A 22,620-nucleotide genomic window follows, 5' to 3' on the forward strand; every position below is an offset into this window, starting at 1 on the left:
GCTTCGGCCCGCCTCACAGCTGCGCCCCGTTCGCTCCGCGCCGCTGCCCGGACTCCCAGCCGTACTCGAGACCGGAGATGTGGAAGGCGTTGGCGAGCACCGGCTCGGCGCCGGCGAACGGGCCGTGCTCGAAGAAGGTCGGCCGCTGCACCAGCTCCACCGCGACGGGGATGGGCTCCCACCGGGTCCGGACGGCCTTGACGACGATCACCGACCGGGTCTGCGGCTCGTATTCGAAGGTGTAGGGCAGCGGGCCGGCGAACCTGCGGGCGTCCTGCGCCGTGGCGAACGGGCTGCCCGCGGGGAGCGCGGCCGGCGTCCCGGCCAGGTCCGCGCGGACGTGCAGGTCCGCGCGGCCGTCCCGGCTGACGACCTTGAACTCGAGGGTGTCGCCGACCACCCGGCTGCCGATCCGGGCGAGCCGGTAGTGGTAGCGGGAGAACACATTGCCGCCGAGCGCCATCACCCGGCTGTCGGTGTCGCTGCGCAGGATTTTCAGCCCGCGCATGGTCCGTCCGCCCGGGGTGGGGAAGCGGGTGAAGATCCGGTACCCGGTGAGCATGCGGTCGATGCCGAGCCCGGCCGGCAGGAGGGCCGGCCGCAGGTCCCGGGTGTCCACCAGGGCGGCCGCCACGAAGGCGTGCTCGGTGCCCGCCGGGTCGGTGTACGTGTCGAGGACCAGTTCTGGCGGCAGCAGCGGGCGGAGCAGGTCCGGCGTCAGCGCGTAGGTCAGCACCAGGGAGTGGGCGAAGCGGGTCCGCATGGGGAAGGGGTGGCGCTGCAGCAGGTGCCTCATCGGGTGCTCCCGTCGGCCGTCCCGATGCGGACCACCCGCACGGTGCCCCAGATCATCGAGCGGTCTTCGACGGCCTGCCCCGGCCCGGCCGGACCGGGCTCGCGGAAGCTCCGCAGCACCGCGTTGCCGCCGGGCCGCACCGCGTGCTCCACCGCGGCGCGCAGTCGGCGGGCGAAGCTGGGCCCGGGTCCGTCCAGGACGTTGGAGAGCGTCACCGCGTCGTACGAGCCCGCCGCGGAGCGCTCCAGATGTTCCACGATCTCGCCGAGCACCAGCCGGACGGCATTGCCGCCGGTGTCCAGCACCGTGGCGGCTCCGGGGCGTTCGCGGCCGAGCAGTAGCCGCCAGGCCCAGTCGTTCGCGGCGTTGGGGTGGCGGGACGCCGCCCGCGCGATCCGGTGCAGCAGCACGGTGTCGAAGCTGCGCGGGACGACGCAGCGAAAGCCCGGGCGGAGCGCGGCGGCGAGGGCCCCGGCGGGGCGCAGCGCGGCGCCGGCAAGCAGGCGCAGCCCGGGCCCGTCGAGCACGGAGTCCCAGTGGCGGCGCTGCTCGGCGGGGTCGTCCAGGCGCAGGAAGCGTTCTAGAGCGTCCGGCCGCCAGGCGGGCAGCAGAGTGCCCGCGGTGCGGCGGCCTGCTGCCATCAGGCGCTCGGCCGTCCCGGTCAGGGCGGGTGCACCGCCATCCAGCCGGGTACGGGCGTAGGCGAGCTGGGCGGGGTTGAGGTCGAGTGCGGTGACCTTGTGGCCGGCTGCGGCGAGGGCGGCGGCGGTGTCGCCGGCAGAGGCGATGCACAGGACCCGGGCCCCGGACGGGAAGGCGGCGAGCTCCACGGCCGGGTCCTCGTACATCCGCCCGAACAGGAGGCGGGGTCGCCCGGTCGGCCCGGCGAGCAGGCGGCCTGCGCTCCAGGGGGTGCCGGTACGGATCGCGGCGTCCCCTGGGTCGGTGGCGTGGGTGTCGACGGTGGGCAGGAGCCTCATGCGGTCGCCACCGCCTCGCGGGCAGCGGCAGGCGCCGGGCCGGCTTCGGCGTTCCGGCCGGCGACCAGCCAGATCAGGGCGAGGAAGGCGACGTCCTGCACGACCAGTCGCCCGGGCTCGGGGATGTGCTCGGCACCGAACAGCAGCCCGCCCGTGTTGAAGCCCGCGACCAGGGCGGTCTGCACTGCGGCGGCGGCGTAGGGGTGGCGCCGGGTGAGCACCCAGACGCCGAGCGCGACCTCGGCGAGGCCGATGGCGGCCAGCAGCGGGGTGACCGCGCCGGCGGGCAGCAGCGGAACGCCCTCGACGATGGCGCGCTGATCCGCCCTGCCCGGGAAGACCTTGCACCAGAAGCCCTCGTACCACCACATCAGCGCGACCGCGGCGGCCGCGAGACGCCTGCTCCACGTGTCGGACACATGTCCCCCTCTCCCTCGGCGCCGGACGTGCGGGAGCACGACGGCGCCCGGCCCGGAATGCTCCCGCGCCTTGTGGCAGCATCATGGCGGAGAATTTGAACGCGTTCAACTGAACCTGCGCGACCTGTGGCCTGTGAGGTCACGCGGAGACTAGCTCCGTGAGATGTCTTGACGGCAGCCCCGACGCCCGGACGTCACCTTGATGGCCACCTTGGAGAGCGTCCTGGAAACCTTGGAGACGTCCCTATAGCTGGCTCCGAAAACCTTGGAGGCCAGGTAAAAACAGCAGGTCAAAGCGTTGGTGGCGGGCCGTCTGGATAGATCCCCCGCCCGGCGTCCGGCCCAACCGGAGGGCGACGCGGCCAAGGCACCCGCCGACACCGGCCGCGAGCCGGAGTTCCGGCTCGCCGAGATACTGCCAAGAGCAGAACCGCCCCAGCGGCCGTGTCCCTCCCGGTCGCCGTACCACCCAACGCCTCGGACACAACGCTTCGTTGGAGCACCCGGCCGCCAGCCGCCCCGGTGGCCGCCGCCCGCGGGCACTCGGTCCCGCAGGAGAAGCTCCTGCCGGAGGACAACCACTCTCGTCCGACCCAATTCCGTAATGACCTGACTACAGGGATACGGGCGCTCCGAGACGTACGGTCGGGCCAGCGCGGCCGCCCTTCTCCGCGCACAACCGCGAAGGAGCGCCCCCTGAACGCCAACGAGCACGACGGTGACGACCACCACCTGCCCGATCCCGACCGGCACCGCGCCCCGAAGCCCGATCCGGCCCCTCAGTACCGGCCCGCCCGAGAGCCGGATCGCGGATCGAGGCCGACGCAGCCGGACGACCCCCCGCACCCGAGCCCGGCGCCTCCGGCCGGCGCGGAGCCCCCGGCCCGTCCACAGGACGCCGCCGAAATCGGCACCCTCGGCTCGGGACTGCGCACGGCACTCGCCGCGGGCCCGCCCCCGGGCCCCACCCGCCCGGAGTTCTGGCGCAGTCCGATCCGCGGTCCGTGGCTCACCTCGGTGTTCGGCCTCGTCCTGCTGGCCGGCATCCCGGTCATGTTCGTGACCGGCTTGCTGTCCTACGCCGCCTACAACCCGGACCTCGCGGCGGTCAACGACCAGACCCCGGACAAGGGCTGGCTCGGCTTCTACCTCTTCTCCTGGCCGACCGACCCCAGTTGGCTCTACCGCCTCAACCAGGGTGTCCACGTCACCCTGGGCATCGTGCTCATCCCGGTGCTCCTCGCCAAGCTCTGGTCGGTCATCCCCAGACTCTTCTGCTGGCCACCGGTCCGCTCACCCGCGCAGGCACTGGAGCGCCTGTCCCTGCTGCTCCTCGTCGGCGGCGCGCTGTTCGAGTTCATCACCGGCGTTTTCAACGTCCAGCTGCACTACGTCTTCCCCGGTTCCTTCTACACCCTGCACTTCTACGGAGCCTGGGTCTTCATCGGTGCCTTCGTCGTCCACGTCGCGTTCCGGATCCCGGTGATGCTCCGGGCCCTGCGCGGCCGCCGCCTGCGGACCGAACTGCGCACCGGCACCGCCGGCACGGTCTCCGAGCCACCAGACGACACCGGCCTGGTCTCGCCTCGGCCCGCCCCCGCGACCATCTCCCGGCGCGGGGCCCTGGCCACGGTCGGCGCCGCCTCCCTCGTCCTGTTCGCGGTGACGGCCGGTCAGAGCATCGGCGGATGGGTGCGGAAGACCGCGCTGCTCGCCCCGCACGGGCAGGAGCCGGGCACCGGCCCCAACGGCTTCCAGATCAACAAGACCGTCGGCGACGTCGGCATCCGTCCCGCCGACATCGGCCCCGCCTGGCGGCTGACCGTCCGGGGCCCCGGCCGCGAGGCCGTCCTCACCCTGAACCAGCTCCGGCAGCTCCCGCAGACCGGCGCGGCCCTGCCGATCGCCTGTGTCGAGGGCTGGTCCACCCCCGACCAGCGCTGGAGCGGGGTGCGCCTGACCGACCTCGCCGCCCTCGTCGGCCTGCACGACGACCCGCCCGACGTCTTCGTCGAATCCGTCCAGCGCGGCGGGTCCTTCGGCTCCGCCGTCCTGCGCGACAACCAGGTCCGCGACCCCCGCTCCCTGCTCGCCCTGCGCGTCAACGGCGCCGACCTCTCACCCGACCACGGCTACCCGGCGCGGATCATCGTCCCCGCCAACCCCGGTGTCCACAACACCAAGTGGGTCACCCGCCTCACCTTCGGAGCCGCCCGATGAAGCACCTGGACGGCCTCCGCGCGAGGTACGGCGCCTCGCCGCTCCACCTGCTCCTCCTCCTGTGCTCCTTCGCCCTTGCCCTCTACGCCGGAATCCGCCTCCTCAAGGGCGACCCGCTCGGCGTCGCGATCTGGTTCATCGGCGCCGCGCTGCTCCACGACCTCGTCCTGCTGCCCCTCTACACCCTCACCGACCGGGCAGCCCAGGCCCTGACGGGCGGACGCCCCTCATCTCAGGGCCCGGCACCGGGGATGTCTCCGGTCAACTACATCCGGGTCCCGGGTCTCCTCTCCCTGCTGCTCCTGGCCGTCTGGTACCCGCTCATCCTGCGCCTCGTCCCCGGCTACCGCCCCGCCACCGCCCTGGACCCCGACGTCTTCCTCGGGAGGTGGCTCCTGCTGAGCGCCGCGTTCCTCGCGCTCTCCGCACTGTGCCTGCTGGCCGCCACGGCCCGCCGACGACGGGAGCGAACCGCCCCGCGAACCCGCGGTGACACAGCCTGATCGGCTGTCGCCTGCCATCTCGCCGCCACGCCCCTGCGGGAGGCGTCGCCTGCGGCTACGAACACCGGGGTACAGCACTTGCCGACGTGTTCGGTCCGGAAGAGGCCCATGACCCCGATGACGCGCCCGCGCAGGCGCAGGCGCAGGGGGATGGCGTTGGTGGACACGAAGCCGGTTTCCTTGGCGCCGTCGGCGAACTGCGACCGGGCCGCGACGGTTCGTGGGTCGTGGAGGTTGATGCCGGTACGGGGGGGTACCGCTGCGGTAGCAGTCCACGCAGGGGCCCTGGTCGTGCTGCAGGACGAACAGTTCCAGTACCCGGGTGTGCTCGTCGGAGGCGGCCAGGACCTGAAGGTGATCGTGCTGGTCGGCCGGCAGGACGCCGACGGCGGCCACTTCCAGGAGCTGCATGCAGCGTTCGGAGAGCTGCTGGAGGAAGTCTATGAGATCGAAGTCGTCGATCAGGGAGCCGGCGACCTTCACGAAGGCCTCGGTGAGCTGCTGTTCGCGGGTCGTGGCGACAGAGTCGGGGCTGTCCGGTGCCGCGCCGATCACGGGATCCTTCTCAGCAGCGGTCGACGAATTCGTACTCGTCGTCGTCCCAGGAGCCGAAGCCGACATCAGTTCGGTCCGGCAGACGCTCGATCAGGTCGTCCGTCATCAGATCAGGCTCACTGGCCGTGGGAATCATGGCTCCATGATGGACGGCACCTGTGGGAACGTCATCCACCCGTGTCAATCGAGTGAGATGCTCGACAGCGCGCGGCTGGGGCCGGGCGGCAGCCGCCGGCAGCTTTCCGAGCCGAACCGCTGACGCGCCGTTGCAGCGGCGAACACATTTCGATCCGGTCCCCGAGAGCCGCACTCCGGCGAGTCCGCCCCTCGGGTCCCGGATCGCGGAGTCAGACGGTGAGGAGAGTGGGGCTGGCGGCCTTGTCGACGGGCAGGAAGTCGTCGGGGACGGGGTACTGGCCCAGGATGTAGTTGAGGATGGCGGCGTGCATCGCCTCGACAGGGGCGATGCTGGCAGCGGTGGCGATGCCCGCGGGGCTGGTGACGTTGTAGGTCGCGAACAGGTACGTCTGGGCGGCCTGGTCCTCCAGTTGGAGGGCGAGTCCGGCGACTGCGGCGACGTCGGTGGCCCGGCCGAGCGCGGCGGTCACGCTCGCCTGGTTGGAGAGCGGGACGCCGGTGATGGTCGGCTTGCCGGCCCCGGTGAGGACGGCGTTCCAGGCCTTGGCGTGGTCCGCGTGCTGCGCCATCGCGGTGGTGATGAACCCCGCCACCGCCGGCGGCACCGTACCCAGCTTGCCGGCCTTCGCCGCGTCCAGCGCGGCCTGGTAGGCCCCGACGGCCTGGTTCTCCAGGGCGGTGGCCAGTGCGACGACCTGCAGGTCACCGGTGTACTGGCTGCTCGAGGACGCCTTCGCCGACGCCGACGCCGACGCCGAGGAGGCGCTCGGCGACGGGGCGGCGTTGGTCGTGGACCTGCCGCTGGAGCATGCCGCCAGGACCAGGGCCGCCGCCGCGCCGCCGGCCCCGAACAGCAGTCGCCGGCGGCCGTCGTCGGCCCCCTCGTTCCCGCCCCGGGTCCGGATCTCCTCGGCGAGATCCACGGCGGCCGCCCGCATCGTGGGCAGCGTCTCGCGGTGGGCGTCCTCCATGTCCCGGGTGAGACTGCTGAGTTCGCGCTCGCTGATGGGCAGCTCCCAGCCGCCCTTGGCCGCATTGCTCATGCGACGGCTCCTTCACTGATCGGCGAGGCGTCCTTGGTGGAGTAGAACGTGTCGGGGATCCCGACGCTGCCGGCCGCCGCCGGGAGCTTCGCCGGGTCCACCGGGATCGTGATCAGGTCGGCCGCGTTGCCCGCGAGCAGCGCCTGCACCGCCAGCAGGACGGCCCGGTGTTGTGCCTCGACGGGGGCGACCGAGGCGAAGAGCTTGCGCAGGTCGGCGTTGCCGACCAGGCTGACGTACTTGGTGTAGGTCTGCGCGGCGACGTCCTCCAGCGTGATGGCGAGCTTCACCACCCCGGCCGCGTCCGTGATGGTGGGCAGCGCCTGGTCGACCACCGCCTTGTACTTCGGGTCCGGGTTGTTCTGGACCTGGCCGCCGGCCTGCTTGGCGGCGGCGTTGAAGGCCTGGGCGTGCGCCTGGTGCTGCTGGGTGGTCCGGGTGATGAACGTCGCGACCGTCTTGTTGCCGTCCTTGATGAACGGCAGGCCGGCGGCGGTCTGGTAGACGCTCACCGCCAGGTTCTCGATGGACGCCGCCGTCTGCAGCGCCATGATGTCGTCCGCCGTCACCGACGGGGACCCGGACGGGGACGGGGTCCCGGACGGAGACGGGGTTCCGGACGGTGACGGGGATGCCGCAGCCGCTCCGGCCGTCTGCAGCAGGGCGGCCGCGCCGGCCAGTCCGGCCAGCGCGCCACCGCGCTGCCACCAGCGCCGGGAGGGCAGTGCGAGGCGGCTCCCGGTGAAGTCGTCCAGCGCACCTCGGGTGATCCGCACCGCGTCGCTGTTCAGGTCCTGCGACTGCTCGGTGAGTTCTTCCAACAGCCGGGTGTCGATGCGCTCTTGCGTCATCACGCCCCATCTCTCCTGAGGGCCCGTCATGTCACGGGCACGTCCGTGACACCTTCGGGGCGCCAGGTGGGCCCGGATTGCCGGATTCACCCCGATGACGCAACCGTTCACCCCTACGGGTGCCAAGGCGCCCTGCGACCACATCACAGCGAGGCCCCTGCGCTCTCCTATCGCGTGGAATTTCTATTTGCGGAGGAGATGCAATAGGTCGGGCGGCGAATGGTCCGCCGCCCACGGTCCGCTGAACGGAGCACGCGGATCCGGGTCGCGATGAGAACGCGCCGCCCTGACGCTGTCGGCACCGGTCCCGAACTACCCCGGCCCTGAGCCCGAGGTGGCAGCACGCGGGGCCGGCGGGTTCGGGCCCAGCGGTGCAAGGCTCGCGCCGTCGGACAGGTTCGCCGGCGTGGTCCGCCCCGCCCTGAGTGGCGATCGCAGGCCGCGCGGCACACGGCAGAGTCCGGGTCGGGCCGGCTTCTGACGCAGGCGGGGCCGTGCTTCGTACCTTTGCCCCGCAGCCGCGGCGGGTGCGGTGGCGATCCTGTCCGACGGGGCGGGTCCACACGGCTGTAGGGGTTACCGAACGCTGACGCCGTGTCGTCCGGCGGGACCGGCGGGCGCGGTGATGGGTAGCGTCGCAGGCATGGAGATTCTGGTCACCGGCGGTGCCGGGTTCATCGGGTCGGCCGTGGTCCACGCACTGGTGACGGCCGGGCACGGGGTGCGGGTGCTGGACGCGCTGCTGCCCGCGGTGCACCCGTCGGGGCGGTTGCCGGACCTGCCGGACGGGGTGGAGTTCCGGCACGGGGACGTACGCGACCCGGCCGTGGTGGCAGGCGCGTTGGAGGGAGTGGACGCGGTCTGCCACCAGGCTGCGATGGTGGGCCTCGGGCTGGACCTCGACGACGCGCCCGACTACGTGGGGTGCAACGACCTGGGGACGTCCGTCCTGCTGGCGGCGATGGCCCGCGCCGGCGTGCGGCGCCTGGTGCTGGCGGGGTCGATGGTGGTGTACGGCGAGGGGCGCTACGAGTGCCCGGAGCACGGCGGCGTCGCCCCCGGGGCCCGCCGGCCGGCCGATCTGGACGGCGGCCTCTTCGAGCCGCCCTGCCCGGAGTGCGGCGCCCCGCTGCTGCCCGGGCTGGTGGACGAGCAGGCGCCTGGCGATCCCCGCAACGTGTATGCCGCGACGAAGCTGGCGCAGGAGCACCTGGCGTCGGCCTGGGCCCGCGCCTGCCAGGGAACCGTCCTGACGCTCCGCTACCACAACGTCTACGGACCGGGAATGCCGCGCGACACCCCGTACGCCGGAGTGGCTTCGCTGTTCCGTTCCGCGCTCGCCCGGGGCGAGGCCCCGCGGGTGTTCGAGGACGGTGGCCAGCGCCGGGACTTCGTCCACGTCGCGGATGTGGCGTCGGCCAACCTCGCCGCGCTGGCGGCCGTCGGCGGCAGGCCGCCGGGCAGCGCCCGGGCGTACAACGTGGGCAGCGGCAGCGTGCACACGGTGGGCGAGATGGCGTCCGAGCTGGCCGCGGCGTCCGGCGGTCCGGCTCCGGTGGTGACGGGCGAGTACCGGCTCGGCGACGTCCGCCACATCACCGCCGACTCCACCCGGCTGCGGGCGGAGCTGGGCTGGCGGCCGCGCGTGGGCTTCCGCGAGGGGATGGCGCAGTTCGCGGGGGCGGCGCTGCGGGTGTGATCGCGGCTCTCAGCTCCCGGCGGCCGGGACGGGCACGGGGGCACGGGCGGCCGGGAGCGTGATCTCGAAGCAGCAGCCCCCGGCGACGTTGTGGACGCGGGCCCGTCCGGCATGCGCCTCGACGATGCCGCGGACGATGGCGAGCCCGAGACCCGCACCGCTGTCGCCCTGGTCGCGCCGGTCGCCGGACTCGGCGGGGCGCGGGGTGCGGGCGGCGGCACCGCGCCAGCCGGTCTCGAACACCCGGGGCAGGTCCTGCTCCGGGATCCCGCCGCAGCCGTCGGTGACGGAGAGCACCACCTCGTCGGCCTCCCGACGGGCGGCGACGGCCACCACGCCGTCCTCGGGGGTCGAACGGATCGCGTTGACCAGGAGGTTGCCGAGCACCCGGGTGATCTCGCGGCCGTCCACTTCGACTGGCTCCGACGCCACCTGCCGTCCTTCCAGCCGCACACCGCACCGCCGGGCCAGCGGGTGGGCACCGGCCAGGGCGTCGTCGACCAGGTCGTAGACGGAGACCCGGGCGAGCGAGAGGGACAGGGCGCCGGCCTGGATCCGGGAGAGCTCGAACAGGTCGTCCACCATTCCGGTGAGCCGCTCGACCTCGACGCGGATCCGGAGCAGGTACTGGGCCGGATCCTCCGCCACGCCGTCCTCCAGCGCCTCCGCCATGGCCCGCATCCCGGCGAGCGGGGTTCGCAGGTCGTGCGAGATCCAGGCGATCAGTTCGCGGCGGGAGCCCTCCAGGGCCCGGGCGCGCGCCCGGGACTCGGCGAGCCGGGCGCTGGTCGCGGCCAGTTCCGCGCTGAGGGCGGCGAGTTCGGAGCCGAGCGGGCGCGACGGTGCCGTGAAACCGGTGTCGCTGCCGACGGTCCGGGCGGCCATGGCGAGGGCCCGGCTGCCGGCGACGACCTGGCGGCCCAGCAGCGCGGCGGTCAGCAGCGACACCACCGCGGCCATGCAGAGCACCGTTATCACCACGCCGAGATCGTGGTTGGACAGGAACATCGCCTGCGCCACGGCGAAGGTGCCGGAGACCACGGCGAGCACGGTCACCACGGCGACGCAGAAGAGGGAGAGCGCGACGGAACGCCGCCGGAGCAGGCGGATCACCGGCCAGCCGAGCAGGCCCGCGCCACCCGCGCCGAGAGCGGCGAACAGCGCGATCAGCAGGAGGTTCTTCATACCGGGGTGTCCTTCTCCCTGTCGCGGGGCGCGGGCGCGGCCGGGTCGTAGCGGTAGCCGACACCCCAGACCGTGCTGATCAGCTTCGGGGCAGCGGGGTCGTCCTCGATCTTCTCGCGCAGCCGCCGGACGTGGACGGTGACGGTGGAGAGGTCCCCGAAGTCCCAGCCCCAGACCTGCTGCATCAGGTCCTGTCGTGCGAACACCGTGCCCGGACGCCGCAGGAGGAACGTCAGCAGGTCGAACTCCCGTAGTGTCAGGGCTAGTTCGCGATCGCCACGCCAGGCGCGGCGGGCCTGCTGGTCGAGGACGACGTCCCCGGAGACGATCGGTGCGCCCGGCTCGACGGAGGTCGCGGCACCTGTGCGGGAGCGGCGGAGCACCGACTGGACGCGCAGGACGAGCTCGCGCGGGCTGAACGGTTTGGTGACGTAGTCGTCAGCGCCGACCTCCAGTCCGAGGATCCGGTCGGCCTCGTCGCCCTTCGCGGTGAGCATGACGACCGGCAGGCCGGCCCCCGCCGCAGTGGCGCGGAGCCGGCGCAGCACCTCCAGCCCGTCCATCCCGGGCAGCATGAGGTCCAGCACCAGGAGGTCCGGCCGGCGGGTCCGGGCGAGGGCGAGGCCCTGGTGGCCGTCGACCGCCCGCTCCACGTGGTGTCCGGCGCGGCTGAGGTAGCCGACGACGACCTCGGCCACGGTCGGGTCGTCGTCGATCACCAGGATGCGGCCGGTGGGCGGGCAGGCGGCAGGGGTCTCGGTCACTCCGACGAGGATAGGAGGCGGCGGACCATCGACGGACGTCCGCGTGCTCCCCGTTCGGGTTCCGTAAGATCCCGGCGACCGCGCGACGTACGAGTTCCGTAAGGCGTTGCTGCGGCCTCCCGAGACCCCGGCGGCCTTAGCGTGACCGGCGTGACCTCACCTTTCCCGCTCTCTGTCGATGTCGTGCTTCCCTGCCTCGACGAGGCCGCGGCCCTGCCCTGGGTGCTGGGACGGATCCCCCCGGGCTGGCGGGCGATCGTCGTGGACAACGGCTCCCGGGACGGCTCCGCCGAGCTGGCCGCCGCACTGGGCGCCACCGTCGTCCAGGAGCAGCGGCGGGGCTTCGGCGCCGCCTGCCACGCGGGTCTGACGGCGGCCACCGCCGACCTGGTCTGCTTCCTGGACTGCGACGGCTCCCTCGACCCCGCGCAGCTGCACCGGGTCACCGGCCCCGTGGCGGCCGGGGCGGCGGACCTCGTGCTCGGCCGCCGCCGGCCCGTCACCGCCGGGGCCTGGCCGGTGCACGCCCGCCTGGCCAACGCCGTCCTGGCCCGCCGGCTGCGGGCCAGGACCGGCGCGCCGCTGCACGACCTGGGCCCGATGCGGGCCGCACGGCGCGAGCGGCTGCTCGCCCTGGGGCTGGGCGACCGCCGCTCGGGCTACCCGCTGGAGATGGTCCTCGCCGCCTCGGCAGCCGGGATGCGGATCACCGAGACGACCGTCGACTACCTGCCGCGCTCGGGCCGCTCCAAGGTCACCGGCACGCTGCGCGGCACCCGGCAGGCCGTCCGCGACATGCGGGGCGTGCTGGCCGCTCCGCCGCCGACCCTCCTGGTGATCGCCAAGGCGCCGGTGCCGGGCCGGGTGAAGACCCGGCTCACCCCGCCGTACACACCCGGACAGGCCGCCGCGCTGGCCAAGGCCGCGCTCAGCGACACGCTGGACACCCTCGCCACCGTCCCCGCCGGGCGGCGGCTGCTCGTCCTCGACGGCGAACCCGGACCGTGGCTGCCGACCGGCTGGCAGGTGGTCCCGCAGTCCGGCGGCGGCCTGGACGAGCGCCTGGCGGCGGCGTTCGCGCACGCGGCACGGCTGGCACCCGAGGCACCCGCACTGCTCGTCGGCATGGACACCCCGCAGCTCGCCGCGCCGATGCTGGCCGAACCGCTCGCCCCGGCACGCCGCGCCGGAACCGACGCCTGGTACGGCCCGGCGGCCGACGGCGGCTTCTGGGCCCTCGGCCTGGCCCGGCCGACCGAGCGCCTCGCCCGGCAGCTGCTGGTGGGCGTGCAGATGTCGACCCCCGGCACGGGCCGGGCCGTACTCGACCGGCTCGCCCACGCCGGCCTGACGGTCACCCACCTTCCTCTGCTCACCGACGTGGACACCGCCCACGACGCCCACCAGGTGGCGGCCTCCGCCACCGACGGCCGGTTCGCCGCGTGCCTTCGCTCGCTCGGCCCCGCACCGGAGGTGACCGGTTGACCCTCGCCGCCGCCTGGGTCGACGACCCGTTCGCCGAGGCCGTCCGCAGCGGACGCGGCCCGCTCTGGCTGCGCCGCGACGACGGCAGCAGGATCGCCCTCGACATCGAACGCTGGTGCGCACCTGCGGCCGGCGCGGACCACGGTCTGCTGCTGCGCTGCGCCCGCCGGGCCGAGCCGGTTCTGGATCTCGGCTGCGGGCCCGGCCGGCTGGTCGCCGGACTCCTCGCGCTGGGCGTGCCCGCGCTCGGCATCGACGTGACCCGCGCCGCTGTCGCGCGTACGCAGCGCCTCGGCGGAGCCGCACTGTGCCGCTCGGTGTTCGACCGGCTGCCCGCCGAGGGACGCTGGGGCGCCGTACTGCTGGCCGACGGCAACCTGGGAATCGGCGGCGACCCGGCGGCGCTGCTCCGCCGGGGTGCCCAACTCATCGCCCCGGACGGGCTGCTGCTCGTCGAGGTGGAGCGGGAGGAGATCGACGAGCACGGTCCGGTCAGGGTCGAAGGGCCCGGCGGCCGGGTCGGGCCGCCGTTCACCTGGGCGCGACTGGGTGCGGACGCCGCTGCTCGCTGCGCCCGGCAGGCCGGACTCGCCGAGGCGGAGCGCTGGACCTCCCACGGCCGACGCTTCCTCGCCCTGCGCAGGGCCGATCCGCAGCGCCAGATGTGACGACCCCGGATTGCGGGCCGGGGGCCCTCAGCGCAGCACTCTCGGCCGTACCTCCGGCGAGGGGTGCTCCGGCATCGCACGCCGGCCCCGCAACAGGCCGCCGGCCAGCACGCACGCCACCGCCGCGCCGTAGGCGACCTGTTGGGCGGCGGTGCCGCCCGCCAGATAGAGCACCTGGCCGGCGGCGGGAACCGCCAGCCACTCCCAGCGCCCGTCGAGCGCGACCAGGGCCACCACGAGCAGTCCGTACCAGGGGTAGCCCGGCGCGACCAGCAGCAGCGACGTCCCGGTGACCAGCAGCGACCCGGCCCATGGGCGGGCCGCGTCCCCGCGGCGGAGCACCCACAGCACCGCGGCCGCCAGCACCAGGGCTGCCGCCCACGGCGTCACGCCGTCCGGCAGGAACAGCCGCAGCAGCCCGAAGCGGTCGAGGTGGCCCCGGTCGTAGCCCTCCTCCCGCAGGTAGCCCGGGAGATAGCCCAGCACCCCGGCCCCGGAGAGCGCGACGTACGGGATGTAGGCGACGGCGAAGGCGGCGAGCGCGGAGCCGGCCACGGCCGAGACCCGCAGCAGCTCGGGCGCGGTCGGGCGCCGGGCTGCCAGCCCGGACAGCACACCGGGCAGCGCCAGCACCGGAAGCAGCTTGACGGCCACCGCCGCACCGAGCAACGCGCCGCCGCCCACCGCTCGTTGCCGTGCCACCAGGCCGAGGCCCAGGACCATCAGCAGGGCGCCGAGGGTGTCGACGTGCGCGTCGTTGACCGACCACACCGTGATGCCGGGACACCACCCCCACAGCGCCACCCGCCGTCCTCCGCGGCCGATGGCCACCAGCGCGCCCGTGGTGGCGACGGCCAGCAGCGCGCCGGCCGCCTGCATGCCGCGCACGCCGCCGCCGAACGGGTGCAGCACGAGGAACCAGGCCTCGGCCACCGGCGGGTACACCGTGCGCACAGCCGGCCGGTTGATCCGGGTGCAGTCGCCCGCCGCGGTGCGCCGTTCGTCCCAGCCCGCGCATGCGCCGCCCACCGGGAACAGGCCCGGGTCGCGCAGCCGGGCGAGCGCCGGGTCGTCCGGGGTGTGCCCGTACGGGGAGATCCCGGCGGCCTGGACCCGGCCGTCCCAGACGTAGCGGTAGGCGTCGTCGCTGGTGCGCGGCGGTGCCAGCAGCCCGACGGCGGCGACGGCGAGGCTTCCCGCCAGCACGAGCGGCACGACCCTGCCGTCCGGCACCCGCCGCAGCAGGACCACGGCGAGGGCGAACAGCGCGGCGTCCAGGGCGTACCAGGCGTACAGCGGGGTGCGGTCGCCGAGCGTACCGCCGCCGGTCACCGTACCGGCGAGAGCGGCGACGAGGGCGGCGAGAGCCAGCAGACAGGGCAGGACGCGGGGAGTGGGCACGGGCCCACCCTGTCACCGGGCCGGCTCCGCCGGCCGGACCGGCGGGCCGCCGTTCGGATTCCGTAAGCGGGTCGGACACTCGTCGCCGGTCCGGCCCGAGTCGGTCCGGGTCAGTCGCCGGGCACGCCCGGCAGGCCGGTCGTGAGGCCGTCCAGGGCATGGCCGCAGGGGCACTCCCGGACGGCCGGCAGGCTCTCCAGGGCCTTCAGCAGGACGGTGCGCAGGCGGTCGACGTTGCGGGCGAAGACGGCGAGCACCTCGGCGTGGGTCACGCCCTCGCCCGCCTCGACGCCCGCGTCGAGGTCGGTGACCAGGGCGAGCGAGGTGTAGCAGAGGCCCAGTTCGCGGGCCAGGACGGCCTCCGGGTGGCCGGTCATGCCGACCACGGACCAGCCGTTGGCGGTGTACCAGCGGGATTCGGCGCGGGTGGAGAAGCGCGGGCCCTCGATCACCACGAGGGTTCCGCCGTCGACGGGCTCCCAGGCGGCGTCGCGGGCGGCGGCGAGCGCGGTGCGGCGCCCGTCGGGGCAGTACGGGTCGGCCATCGAGACGTGCACGACCTCGGGGGTGCTGCCGTCGGGCAGCGGCAGACCGTCGTAGTACGTCTGCGGCCGGGCGGAGGTGCGGTCGGCGAACTGGTCGGGCACGAGCAGCGTGCCGGGCCCGTACTCCGGCCGCAGCCCGCCGACCGCACACGGCGCGAGCACCTGCCGGACCCCGAGGGAGTGCAGGGCCCACAGGTTGGCGCGGTAGTTGATGCGGTGCGGCGGCAGGCGGTGGCCGCGCCCGTGCCGCGGCAGGAACGCCACCCGCCGGCCGGCCACCCCGCCCAGGAACAGCGAGTCGCTGGGCGGCCCGTACGGGGTGTCGACGACGACCTCGGTCACGTCGTCGAGCAGTGCGTACAGACCGGAACCACCGATCACCCCCAGCTCCGCGAACTCGGCCCCACCGGGCCCGACCTTTCGATCCGTCATATCCGCCGCCTCTCCACAGGAATCTGCCACGGCCACCCTAGGAGTTCCAGTCGGCCGATCACGTCAACGCCGGCCTTACGATTCACGAACAGCGGGCCTTGGCCGTGGCTACTGCTGACCGCGAGCAGGACCGGCACCTACTGCGCCGACCTGGAGGCCTACAGCGGCTGCGGCAGCGCCACCTACAGCTGCACCATCAGCAAGAACTGACTGCCGCCCACCGCAATCACACGACTGTGCGATCCCGGCCACGACGCCCGCCTCCAGTCGGGATACCTGTCGGTCGGCACGCCGTACGGGCGCCGACACCGCGTGGTACCGCTGCTCCTGACTGTGCTTGCCCCCTCCGGGGCGTCGTAGGAGTGCTCCTGGCCTGTGCTCCTGGCCTTCAGCTACCTCGACGGACCGACCGGTGACCGGTCGGGTGTGGCCTCGGTGATCAAACGCCGCAGACCCCGGACCGCAACCCGAAGGTGACTGGCCGCGCCACCGCCGGCTAATCCGCGACCCACCTGGATGACTTCGCCCTCATCCGTCACACCCTGGACACCAGGGCCGGCAACCCTGAAAACACCACACCCGCAAGCTCATTGACATCGCGCACCATGACAACGACGGCTGTCACCCTTCGCTACCACCGATTACGTGGCAGAGCGAATTCATGACACTCCCGCCTACCTCAGACGGTCAGCGGTGCCGGGCGGGGTGGGCGCCGTGTGGTGGCCGGTGGCGGATCGCGGCGGGCCTACTGCGTCTGGTCTCCCAGAGATCGGTTCCGGCCCGCACACTCCCGCCGGTGTGCTGAAATCAGGTGCCGGACGTGACTTCGGACGACCTTGTCGCCTGGATCGTGGCCGGACGCGCGGTGCCCCGCAGATTCGCGGAGAACCCGAAGGTGCGGGTCGGCGGCTGGACCGCTCCCGCCTACCTGGAGCGCGCCCGGGCCGTGCTCATCGGCGAACAGAAGACATCCTGGCAGGCGGTGCGCCAATGACGCTGGGACAGTGGCAACCGGGTACCGGTGATGGCGACGGGCGGAAGGGGGACCTGCGGGGTGGACGAGCAGCCGGAGCCGGTGGTGCTGGAGGGCATCGTCGAGCGGATCCTGTATGTCGGCAGCGGCGGCTTCACCGCGGTGCGGCTCGGCCTCGAAAACGGGCAGAGCCTCGCAGCCAAGGGCGAGGCCCTGCTGGGTGTGCAACCCGGCGAGACCCTCCACCTGACCGGCCATCCAGCCGAACACCCGACCTGGGGGCAGGAGTTCAGGGCCGTCTCCTGCCGCTACATCGAGCCGGCCACCCTGCACGCGATCCGCGCCTACCTCGCATCCGGGCTGGTGCGGGGCGTCGGCCCGAAGCTGGCAGACGCGATCGTGGACGAGTTCAAACTGGACACCTTGCAGGTCATCGACACCACTCCCGAGCGCCTGCTGGAGGTGCACCTGATCGGCAGGAAGCGCCTCGGGGAGATCATCGCGGCCTGGCAGGTCCACCAGGAGATCCGCCAGCTCATGATCCTGCTGCAGGGAGCCGGTATCTCCGCCACCCACGCCCCGCGGATCGTGCGGCACTTCCGGACCGACCGGAAGGAAGCCCACACCGTCACCGACGTCCTGGACATCGTCCAGAGCACCCCCTACCGGCTCACCGAGGTCTTCGGCGTCGGCTTCCTCACCGCCGACAAGCTCGCCCTGTCGCTGGGCCTGCCCGAGCGGAGCCCCCAGAGGCTGCAGGCAGCACTGCTGCACACGTTGGAGCAGGCGCGCGGAGACTGCTTCCTGTGGGAGCGTCAGCTCTACCCGGCCACCGTGCGCAACCTCGGCGACGACGAGACCCTGGCCGACCTGCTCCCCGCCGAGCTGGCTTCCCTGGTGGCCACCCAGAACGTCATCGTGCAGGACCTCCCCCACGGCCAGGAGCAGCACGGAAAGGAGCGGCGGCTGCGCCCCGCCGTGTTCACCCCGCACCTGCACGCCGCAGAGACCGGCGTCGCAGCCAGGATCGCCCGCCTGAGCGCCACCGGCACCCGCCTGTCCACCCTTCGCCGCTGGGCCACCGAGCCGCTGCCGGTCTTCGACAGCGCCGTCGAACTCGCCCCGGCGCAGGAGACCGCCGTACGGATGGCCCTCACCGAGCCGGTTTCCGTCCTCACCGGCGGGCCCGGCTGCGGAAAGTCCTTCACCGTCCGCACCATCGTCGACATCGTGGAGTCGGCCGGCGGCCGCGTCGGCCTGGCCGCACCGACCGGCCGCGCCGCCAAACGCCTGACCGAACTCACCGGGCGCAGCGCCACCACCGTGCACCGGCTGATCCACGGCCGGCGCGAGGACCCGGCGGCGCAGGTCAGCCTGTTCGACGCCTACGACCCGCTGGATGCGGACCTGATCGTGGTCGACGAGGCGTCGATGCTGGATGTGAAGCTGTTCGCCCGACTTCTGGGCAAACTGGTTCCCGGAGTGCACCTGCTGCTGGTCGGCGATGTCCACCAGCTGCCCAGTGTCAGCGCGGGCCAGGTCCTGGCCGACCTGCTCGCCGTTGCGGAGATCCCGCGCACCGAACTCAGCGTGATCTTCCGGCAGAGTCAGGGGAGCGCGATCGTCACCAACGCCAACGAGATCAAGTACGGTCGGCCCACCTCGAACGCCGACGACTTCTGGTTCGTCGACGTCCGCCTGAAGGACGCAGAACGCACCCTGCCCACCCCGGAGGAGATCCAGGCCACCGTCGTCGACATCGTCACCAACCGGCTGCCCCGTCGCTACGGCGTCACCCCGGCCGACATTCAGGTCCTGGCGCCGGGGACGAAGGGCGCGCTCGGCACCCATGACCTGAACATCGCGATCCAGGCCGCCGTCAACCCCCACCATGACGGCCAGGAGCAGCACTGGGGCGACGGCCGCGCCTTCCGGCCGGGAGACCGCGTCGTCGCGGTACGCACCGACCTCCGCCGAGGGGTCGTCAACGGCACCACCGGCCGCATCACCCAGGTCGACGACAAGCAGCGCCAGGTCCGGATGCTCACCGACGACGACCACACCGAGGTCGCCTACGCCTTCGACGAGCTCGACGAACTTCTCCACGCCTACGCCATGACCGTCCACCGCGCCCAGGGCAGCGAGTACCCGATGGTCGTCGTGCCGATGACCCGCACCGGCTCCGCCTACCTGCTGCTACGCCGCAACCTCCTCTACACCGCCGTCACCCGCGCCCGGCAGATGCTTGTCCTGGTCGGCGACCCCGCCGCCCTCGACCAGGCCATCACTCGGCCCGCCGAGCCCCGCAACACCTCCCTCGCGCTCCGGCTCCGCGAAGCACTCACCGACAGCGTGCTACTGCCCCGGCCTCGCCAGGCAGTGGACGGCCAGGCTTCGCTCTGTTGATCTGTGGACCGGAACCCGCCCCTGTCTCGCCCGTTCGCTGTCCTAGTTGACGCTGCCCGCCGACGGGGCGCTCGGAGCACGGGACCCGCCCTCCGCACGAGCATGCACATGACGTACCGTCAGTACAGGTCAGAGCCCTGCGTGGGGATAGTGTCAACCCCGGTGCGTGTCCAGGACACACCCCGGGGCGCCGCGATGAGGCGGCCCGGACCACCCAGTCAGGGGAAAGCTTTGCCTCGCCAGTCAGGTCTCCTCGCGGTAATCGCACTGCTGTGCGCCGCCGGCTGCTCCACCGTCACCGGCACTGCCGCGCCGCAGTCCTCGGCGACTGCTCCGGCATCCACGTCCGCGACGCCTGCAGGCGCCGCCGCCACCGCCACCTCGGCAGTGCCGGTCACCGATCCCGCCACGGCGGTGCGCGAGGCCGTGGCCGCCACAGGCCGCACCAGCGTGCAGATCAACCAGCAACTGCAGATCGACACCGACGAAGCGAAGCACACCATAACGATCACCGGGCCCTTCGACCTGGCGGAAGGCCGGGGACAGCTCGGCGTCGACTTCCCCGAGGGCGCGATCAGCCACATCGACGAGGTATTCGCCGCCGGCAAGGTCTACGTGCGCGGCGCCGCGGACATGCCCGACGGAACCTGGGCGGGACTCGACCGGGAGAAGGCCGTGGCCCACTACCTCCTGCGCTCCCCGCTCAACGACCCGGCCCACATCCTGCAGCAGGTCTCCACCCTCACCCAGGTCACCCGCGGCGGCGAGGAGGAGGTCGACGGCACCCGCACCGCGCACTACAGCGGAATCCTTACCGACGACGCCCTCACCGCCCGCCTCGCACCGGAGGTACGCGACGAGACGCAGACGTTCCTCAGCGAGAACACCGACGTCCCCGTACCGGCCGACGTGTGGGTAGACCCCCAGGGCCGGGCAGTGAAGATCCGGATCGGCGTGGAGACGAGCGACATCCGCAGCTCCAATACCGTGACCTACACCGAACTGGGCAAGGCCGTCGCGGTGACACCCCCTGCCGCCAAGGACACCCGCACGGTCACCGATCTCACCGGCGTCCTCGTCGGCTGACCGACCGAGCCGTCGCGAGCTCACCCTGATCGCTGTCCTCCACCGCCCGCACGGCATCGAGCCCGTCCCGCCGCACTCAGTGGCGGCGGCGTGTCGCGGGCGCAGCCGGGCGGTGAAGCGGCCGGGAGCGGGCAGGGTACCGGCCTGTCCGGGCACCGTAGCCGTCCTCGTAGTCATGCCCGGGTCCTGGGGCTTCCCGTCGAGCCGGAGGGGCGGCGGGCGAGCCGACGGGTCATCAAGGTGATCGCCGCCCGGTTCAGGGCGAGCAGGGGAATGGCAGCGGATGCCGGCAGGGTGCGGGCGCGGAGGTTCATCGGTCGTTCGCCTGTTCCGTGAGCTTGCCCTTGCGGAGGTTGAGGATCCGGTCGGACTGGGCCGCGAGTTGTTGGGAGTGGGTGACGACGACCACGCACTTGCTCTGGTCGTGGGCGAGGGCGCGGAAGGTGTCGATGATGCCCTGGGCGGTGTCCTCGTCGAGGTTTCCGGTGGGTTCGTCGGCGAAGAGGATGTCGACGTCGCAGGCGAGTGCGCGGGCGATGGCGACGCGTTGCTGCTGGCCGCCGGAGAGCCGCATGACGTTGCGGGTGGCCGTCGCCTTGTCGAGGCCGATGTTCTCCAGGAGTTGCAGGGCGTGGGTTCTGCGGCTTCCCGTCGGAGGCTCGGCGCCGGTGATCTCCATGGCGGTGGTGACGTTCTGGAGAGCTGTCATGTAGGTGAGGAGGTTGTACTGCTGGAAGATCGTGGCGGCGTGCTTGTTGCGGTAGCGGCCCAGGCCCAGCTTGGTGAGGTCCTGCCCGTTGAAGGTGATGGAGCCCTTGGTGGGGGTGTCGAGGCCGGACGCGAGGGAGAGCAGGGTGGTCTTGCCGCTGCCGGAGGGGCCCAGGACGGTGTAGAAGGTGCCGCGTTCGAAGGTGTAGTCGATGTCCCGCAGGACCGTGGTGCGGCGGCGCTGGCCGGCGTAGGTGTGGCTGACGCCGGCCAGCCGCAGGACGGCGGGGGCCGCGGTCTCGGGGGTCGTGGTCTCGGGGGTCGTGGTGGGGGTGGTCATGGCGGGTCACTTGCCCTTCGTGAGAATGGTGCGGGGGCTCAGGCGCAGTACGGAGGCGGCCGGGATGACGGTGGCCAGGAGGCCGATGCCCAGGCCGATGCCGCCGACCGCGGCGAGGTCCGCCGGGTCGAGCGCGACGGTGATCTTGCTGATGGGGTCGGCGTTGTCCACAGGCCGGTCGTTCGGGTCGATGCCCTGGTCGATTCCGGTGCTGCCGGGGGGCGGGGGCTTCCAGGAGCCGAGCTTCTGCGCGGCGGCGGAGGCTTCCTTGCCGAGAAGTGCCTGGCCGGCGCTCTGGGTGAGCTGCGGGGCGAAGAGCGAGCTGACACCGATGGCCATGGCGGCGACGACCACGATCTCCAGGACCTGCTGGGCGATGAGCCTGCTCTTCCTCTCGCCCATGGCCAGCAGGACGCCGTACTCGGTGCGGCGCTGCTTGACGGCCAGGTTGACCAGGAGGGCGAGTACGGCGGCCCCGGCGAGGCCCATCAGCCACATGGCGACGGTGGCCGTGGAGCGGATGCTCCTGAGCGGTCCTGTCATCTGCTGGACGGCCTTGTCGTTGGCGTCCAGCTTGAAGCCGGCCAGGCCCTTGCCCGCGGCCTGCTTCGCCTCGCTCGTGAACGCGTCCTGTGCGTCGGCGTCGTCCAGGAGGAACGTCGCCCTGCTGACCTTCTGCGGGCCGTTGCCTTCGGAGTCGAGCGCGGAGAGGCCGCCCACCGCTCCGTAGAGCATGTTGGCAGGGCTGATGCCGTACTCGGGGTCGGCATCGGTGGTCGCGCGCGGGTCTCGGTAGATGCCGCCGACGGTGAACTCGCCGGTGGTCTTCTCGTCGTTGCCGGTGAGGGTGATCCTGTCGCCGACCTTGAGGCCGTTCAGCTTCGCCAGGCGCTCCTCGATCAGGAGCTGCTTCTTGTCCTTGTCGGCTGCCGTGATGTGCGCGCCGGAGACGAGGGTGGACTTGCCGCTGCGGAAGTCGGGCAGCAGCGAGGAATCCAGGACGCCCATGCCTATGGTCCCGCCGGGACCCATACCCATGGAGTCTTTCCCGCCGGATTCGACGAGCTTGTTCGTGCCCGTGAGGATGGCGCGGTCCCACCTGGAGTAGGTGTACTTCTGCACCTGGGGCAGGGACCCGATCCTGTCGACGGTCGCGGCCTCGATGCTCGGTGCCTGCATCTGTGCCGCGTTGCCTGTCTGGCTCATGTCGATGTCGAGGTTGACCTCGGCGCCGACGGAGCGTTTGGCGTCCTGTTCGGCCCGGGCGGTCGCGTCGTTGATCAGGACACCCGCCAGGACCATCACGGAGATGACGAGGAAGGTGGCGAGGGTGATCAGGGTGCGGCCCTTGCGGGCCCACAGGCTGAGCCCTGCGCGTTTGACGAAGTTCATGGGGATCGGCTTTCTCGGTCCGTGCCGGCGG

At 72.7% G+C, this 22,620-nt stretch carries 19 protein-coding genes and 1 pseudogene; 9 read left to right on the forward strand and 11 right to left on the reverse strand.

Translation table 11 applies throughout. The annotated features are described in order from the left end of the window. Positions 1–13: 13 nt before the first annotated feature. The 3 genes from ACFUK0_RS07770 to ACFUK0_RS07780 are packed head-to-tail and all read right to left on the reverse strand — an operon-like array spanning position 14 to position 2,195. Entirely contained in the window at positions 14–796 is a 783-nt protein-coding gene (locus ACFUK0_RS07770) for a DUF2071 domain-containing protein (protein WP_380247289.1), read from the reverse strand. Then, the gene (locus ACFUK0_RS07775) at positions 793–1,776 is read right to left on the reverse strand and encodes a DUF3419 family protein (protein ID WP_380247291.1); all 984 of its coding nucleotides are present in this window, start codon (positions 1,774–1,776) and stop codon (positions 793–795) included. The genes ACFUK0_RS07770 and ACFUK0_RS07775 overlap by 4 nt, the downstream gene beginning before the upstream one ends. After that, a complete protein-coding gene (locus ACFUK0_RS07780; RefSeq protein WP_380247292.1) occupies positions 1,773–2,195 on the reverse strand; it encodes a DoxX-like family protein in 423 nt (140 codons plus the stop codon). Before ACFUK0_RS07780 ends, ACFUK0_RS07775 begins: the two co-directional genes overlap by 4 nt. 1,017 nt (positions 2,196–3,212) lie before the next feature. On the opposite strand from ACFUK0_RS07780, the gene ACFUK0_RS07785 reads away from it, so the two are divergent. Both ACFUK0_RS07785 and ACFUK0_RS07790 read left to right on the forward strand, forming a co-directional pair. Beyond that, positions 3,213–4,415, forward strand: coding sequence for a molybdopterin-dependent oxidoreductase (locus ACFUK0_RS07785; RefSeq protein WP_380247294.1), 1,203 nt, complete (start codon positions 3,213–3,215; stop codon positions 4,413–4,415). Continuing rightward, complete coding sequence (locus tag ACFUK0_RS07790) at positions 4,412–4,918, forward strand: hypothetical protein (RefSeq protein WP_380247296.1); 507 nt, start codon at positions 4,412–4,414, stop codon at positions 4,916–4,918. The genes ACFUK0_RS07785 and ACFUK0_RS07790 overlap by 4 nt, the downstream gene beginning before the upstream one ends. A 902-nt stretch (positions 4,919–5,820) precedes the next feature. Here the strand turns inward: ACFUK0_RS07790 and ACFUK0_RS07795 are convergent. Next, positions 5,821–6,654 (reverse strand): ferritin-like domain-containing protein, encoded by an 834-nt coding sequence (locus ACFUK0_RS07795; protein WP_380247298.1) that lies wholly within the window; start codon positions 6,652–6,654, stop codon positions 5,821–5,823. Next, a complete protein-coding gene (locus ACFUK0_RS07800) occupies positions 6,651–7,505 on the reverse strand; it encodes a ferritin-like domain-containing protein (protein WP_380247300.1) in 855 nt (284 codons plus the stop codon). Before ACFUK0_RS07800 ends, ACFUK0_RS07795 begins: the two co-directional genes overlap by 4 nt. Positions 7,506–8,148: 643 nt before the next feature. Between ACFUK0_RS07800 and ACFUK0_RS07805 the strand changes: the two genes are divergently transcribed. Continuing rightward, the gene (locus tag ACFUK0_RS07805; RefSeq protein WP_380247302.1) at positions 8,149–9,204 is read left to right on the forward strand and encodes an NAD-dependent epimerase/dehydratase family protein; all 1,056 of its coding nucleotides are present in this window, start codon (positions 8,149–8,151) and stop codon (positions 9,202–9,204) included. 9 nt (positions 9,205–9,213) lie between these two features. On the opposite strand, the gene ACFUK0_RS07810 is transcribed toward ACFUK0_RS07805, so the two are convergent. Continuing rightward, positions 9,214–10,389 (reverse strand): sensor histidine kinase, encoded by a 1,176-nt coding sequence (locus tag ACFUK0_RS07810; protein ID WP_380247304.1) that lies wholly within the window; start codon positions 10,387–10,389, stop codon positions 9,214–9,216. Then, on the reverse strand, positions 10,386–11,153 hold the full coding sequence (locus ACFUK0_RS07815) for a response regulator transcription factor (protein WP_380247306.1): 768 nt from the start codon (positions 11,151–11,153) through the stop codon (positions 10,386–10,388). The genes ACFUK0_RS07810 and ACFUK0_RS07815 overlap by 4 nt, the downstream gene beginning before the upstream one ends. Positions 11,154–11,294: 141 nt before the next feature. Here ACFUK0_RS07815 and ACFUK0_RS07820 point away from each other — a divergent pair. The 3 genes and pseudogenes from ACFUK0_RS07820 to ACFUK0_RS07830 all read left to right on the forward strand — a co-directional run. Next, positions 11,295–11,981 (forward strand): annotated as a pseudogene (locus tag ACFUK0_RS07820) (glycosyltransferase family 2 protein); the annotation flags it as partial. 198 nt (positions 11,982–12,179) lie between these two features. Continuing rightward, complete coding sequence (locus tag ACFUK0_RS07825; protein WP_380247436.1) at positions 12,180–12,638, forward strand: DUF2064 domain-containing protein; 459 nt, start codon at positions 12,180–12,182, stop codon at positions 12,636–12,638. Then, positions 12,635–13,306 carry an SAM-dependent methyltransferase gene (locus ACFUK0_RS07830; protein ID WP_380247308.1) on the forward strand — a complete coding sequence of 224 codons (672 nt, stop codon included), beginning with the start codon at positions 12,635–12,637 and terminating at the stop codon, positions 13,304–13,306. The genes ACFUK0_RS07825 and ACFUK0_RS07830 overlap by 4 nt, the downstream gene beginning before the upstream one ends. A gap of 27 nt (positions 13,307–13,333) precedes the next feature. On the opposite strand, the gene ACFUK0_RS07835 is transcribed toward ACFUK0_RS07830, so the two are convergent. Both ACFUK0_RS07835 and ACFUK0_RS07840 read right to left on the reverse strand, forming a co-directional pair. After that, positions 13,334–14,707, reverse strand: a complete 1,374-nt coding sequence (locus ACFUK0_RS07835; RefSeq protein ID WP_380247310.1) for a hypothetical protein — start codon at positions 14,705–14,707, stop codon at positions 13,334–13,336. A gap of 110 nt (positions 14,708–14,817) precedes the next feature. Then, entirely contained in the window at positions 14,818–15,684 is an 867-nt protein-coding gene (locus tag ACFUK0_RS07840; RefSeq protein ID WP_380247311.1) for an S-methyl-5'-thioadenosine phosphorylase, read from the reverse strand. An 820-nt stretch (positions 15,685–16,504) separates the two neighbouring features. Here ACFUK0_RS07840 and ACFUK0_RS07845 point away from each other — a divergent pair. From ACFUK0_RS07845 to ACFUK0_RS07855, 3 genes are all read left to right on the forward strand, one after another. Continuing rightward, positions 16,505–16,678, forward strand: coding sequence for a hypothetical protein (locus ACFUK0_RS07845; protein WP_380247313.1), 174 nt, complete (start codon positions 16,505–16,507; stop codon positions 16,676–16,678). Positions 16,679–16,738: 60 nt separating this feature from the next. Then, the gene (locus ACFUK0_RS07850; protein ID WP_380247315.1) at positions 16,739–19,063 is read left to right on the forward strand and encodes an ATP-dependent RecD-like DNA helicase; all 2,325 of its coding nucleotides are present in this window, start codon (positions 16,739–16,741) and stop codon (positions 19,061–19,063) included. Between the two features lie 231 nt (positions 19,064–19,294). Then, positions 19,295–20,149: an LppX_LprAFG lipoprotein gene (locus ACFUK0_RS07855; RefSeq protein ID WP_380247317.1), complete on the forward strand. Its 855-nt coding sequence runs from the start codon at positions 19,295–19,297 to the stop codon at positions 20,147–20,149. Positions 20,150–20,459: 310 nt separating this feature from the next. Here ACFUK0_RS07855 and ACFUK0_RS07860 read toward each other — a convergent pair whose 3' ends face one another. Both ACFUK0_RS07860 and ACFUK0_RS07865 read right to left on the reverse strand, forming a co-directional pair. After that, complete coding sequence (locus tag ACFUK0_RS07860; protein ID WP_380247319.1) at positions 20,460–21,197, reverse strand: ABC transporter ATP-binding protein; 738 nt, start codon at positions 21,195–21,197, stop codon at positions 20,460–20,462. 6 nt (positions 21,198–21,203) lie between these two features. Then, positions 21,204–22,589, reverse strand: a complete 1,386-nt coding sequence (locus tag ACFUK0_RS07865) for an FtsX-like permease family protein (protein WP_380247321.1) — start codon at positions 22,587–22,589, stop codon at positions 21,204–21,206. Positions 22,590–22,620 lie beyond the last annotated feature (31 nt).

Source organism: Kitasatospora sp. NPDC057223 (assembly GCF_042669755.1).
Classification (GTDB): domain Bacteria; phylum Actinomycetota; class Actinomycetes; order Streptomycetales; family Streptomycetaceae; genus Kitasatospora.

Coding starts and splice junctions, on each gene's coding strand:
- ACFUK0_RS07770 (WP_380247289.1), bottom strand. CDS start 796: ATGAGGCACCTGCTGCAGCGCCACCCCTTCCCCATGCGGACCCGCTTC.
- ACFUK0_RS07775 (WP_380247291.1), bottom strand. CDS start 1,776: ATGAGGCTCCTGCCCACCGTCGACACCCACGCCACCGACCCAGGGGAC.
- ACFUK0_RS07790 (WP_380247296.1), top strand. CDS start 4,412: ATGAAGCACCTGGACGGCCTCCGCGCGAGGTACGGCGCCTCGCCGCTC.
- ACFUK0_RS07795 (WP_380247298.1), bottom strand. CDS start 6,654: ATGAGCAATGCGGCCAAGGGCGGCTGGGAGCTGCCCATCAGCGAGCGC.
- ACFUK0_RS07800 (WP_380247300.1), bottom strand. CDS start 7,505: ATGACGCAAGAGCGCATCGACACCCGGCTGTTGGAAGAACTCACCGAG.
- ACFUK0_RS07805 (WP_380247302.1), top strand. CDS start 8,149: ATGGAGATTCTGGTCACCGGCGGTGCCGGGTTCATCGGGTCGGCCGTG.
- ACFUK0_RS07810 (WP_380247304.1), bottom strand. CDS start 10,389: ATGAAGAACCTCCTGCTGATCGCGCTGTTCGCCGCTCTCGGCGCGGGT.
- ACFUK0_RS07840 (WP_380247311.1), bottom strand. CDS start 15,684: ATGACGGATCGAAAGGTCGGGCCCGGTGGGGCCGAGTTCGCGGAGCTG.
- ACFUK0_RS07860 (WP_380247319.1), bottom strand. CDS start 21,197: ATGACCACCCCCACCACGACCCCCGAGACCACGACCCCCGAGACCGCG.
- ACFUK0_RS07865 (WP_380247321.1), bottom strand. CDS start 22,589: ATGAACTTCGTCAAACGCGCAGGGCTCAGCCTGTGGGCCCGCAAGGGC.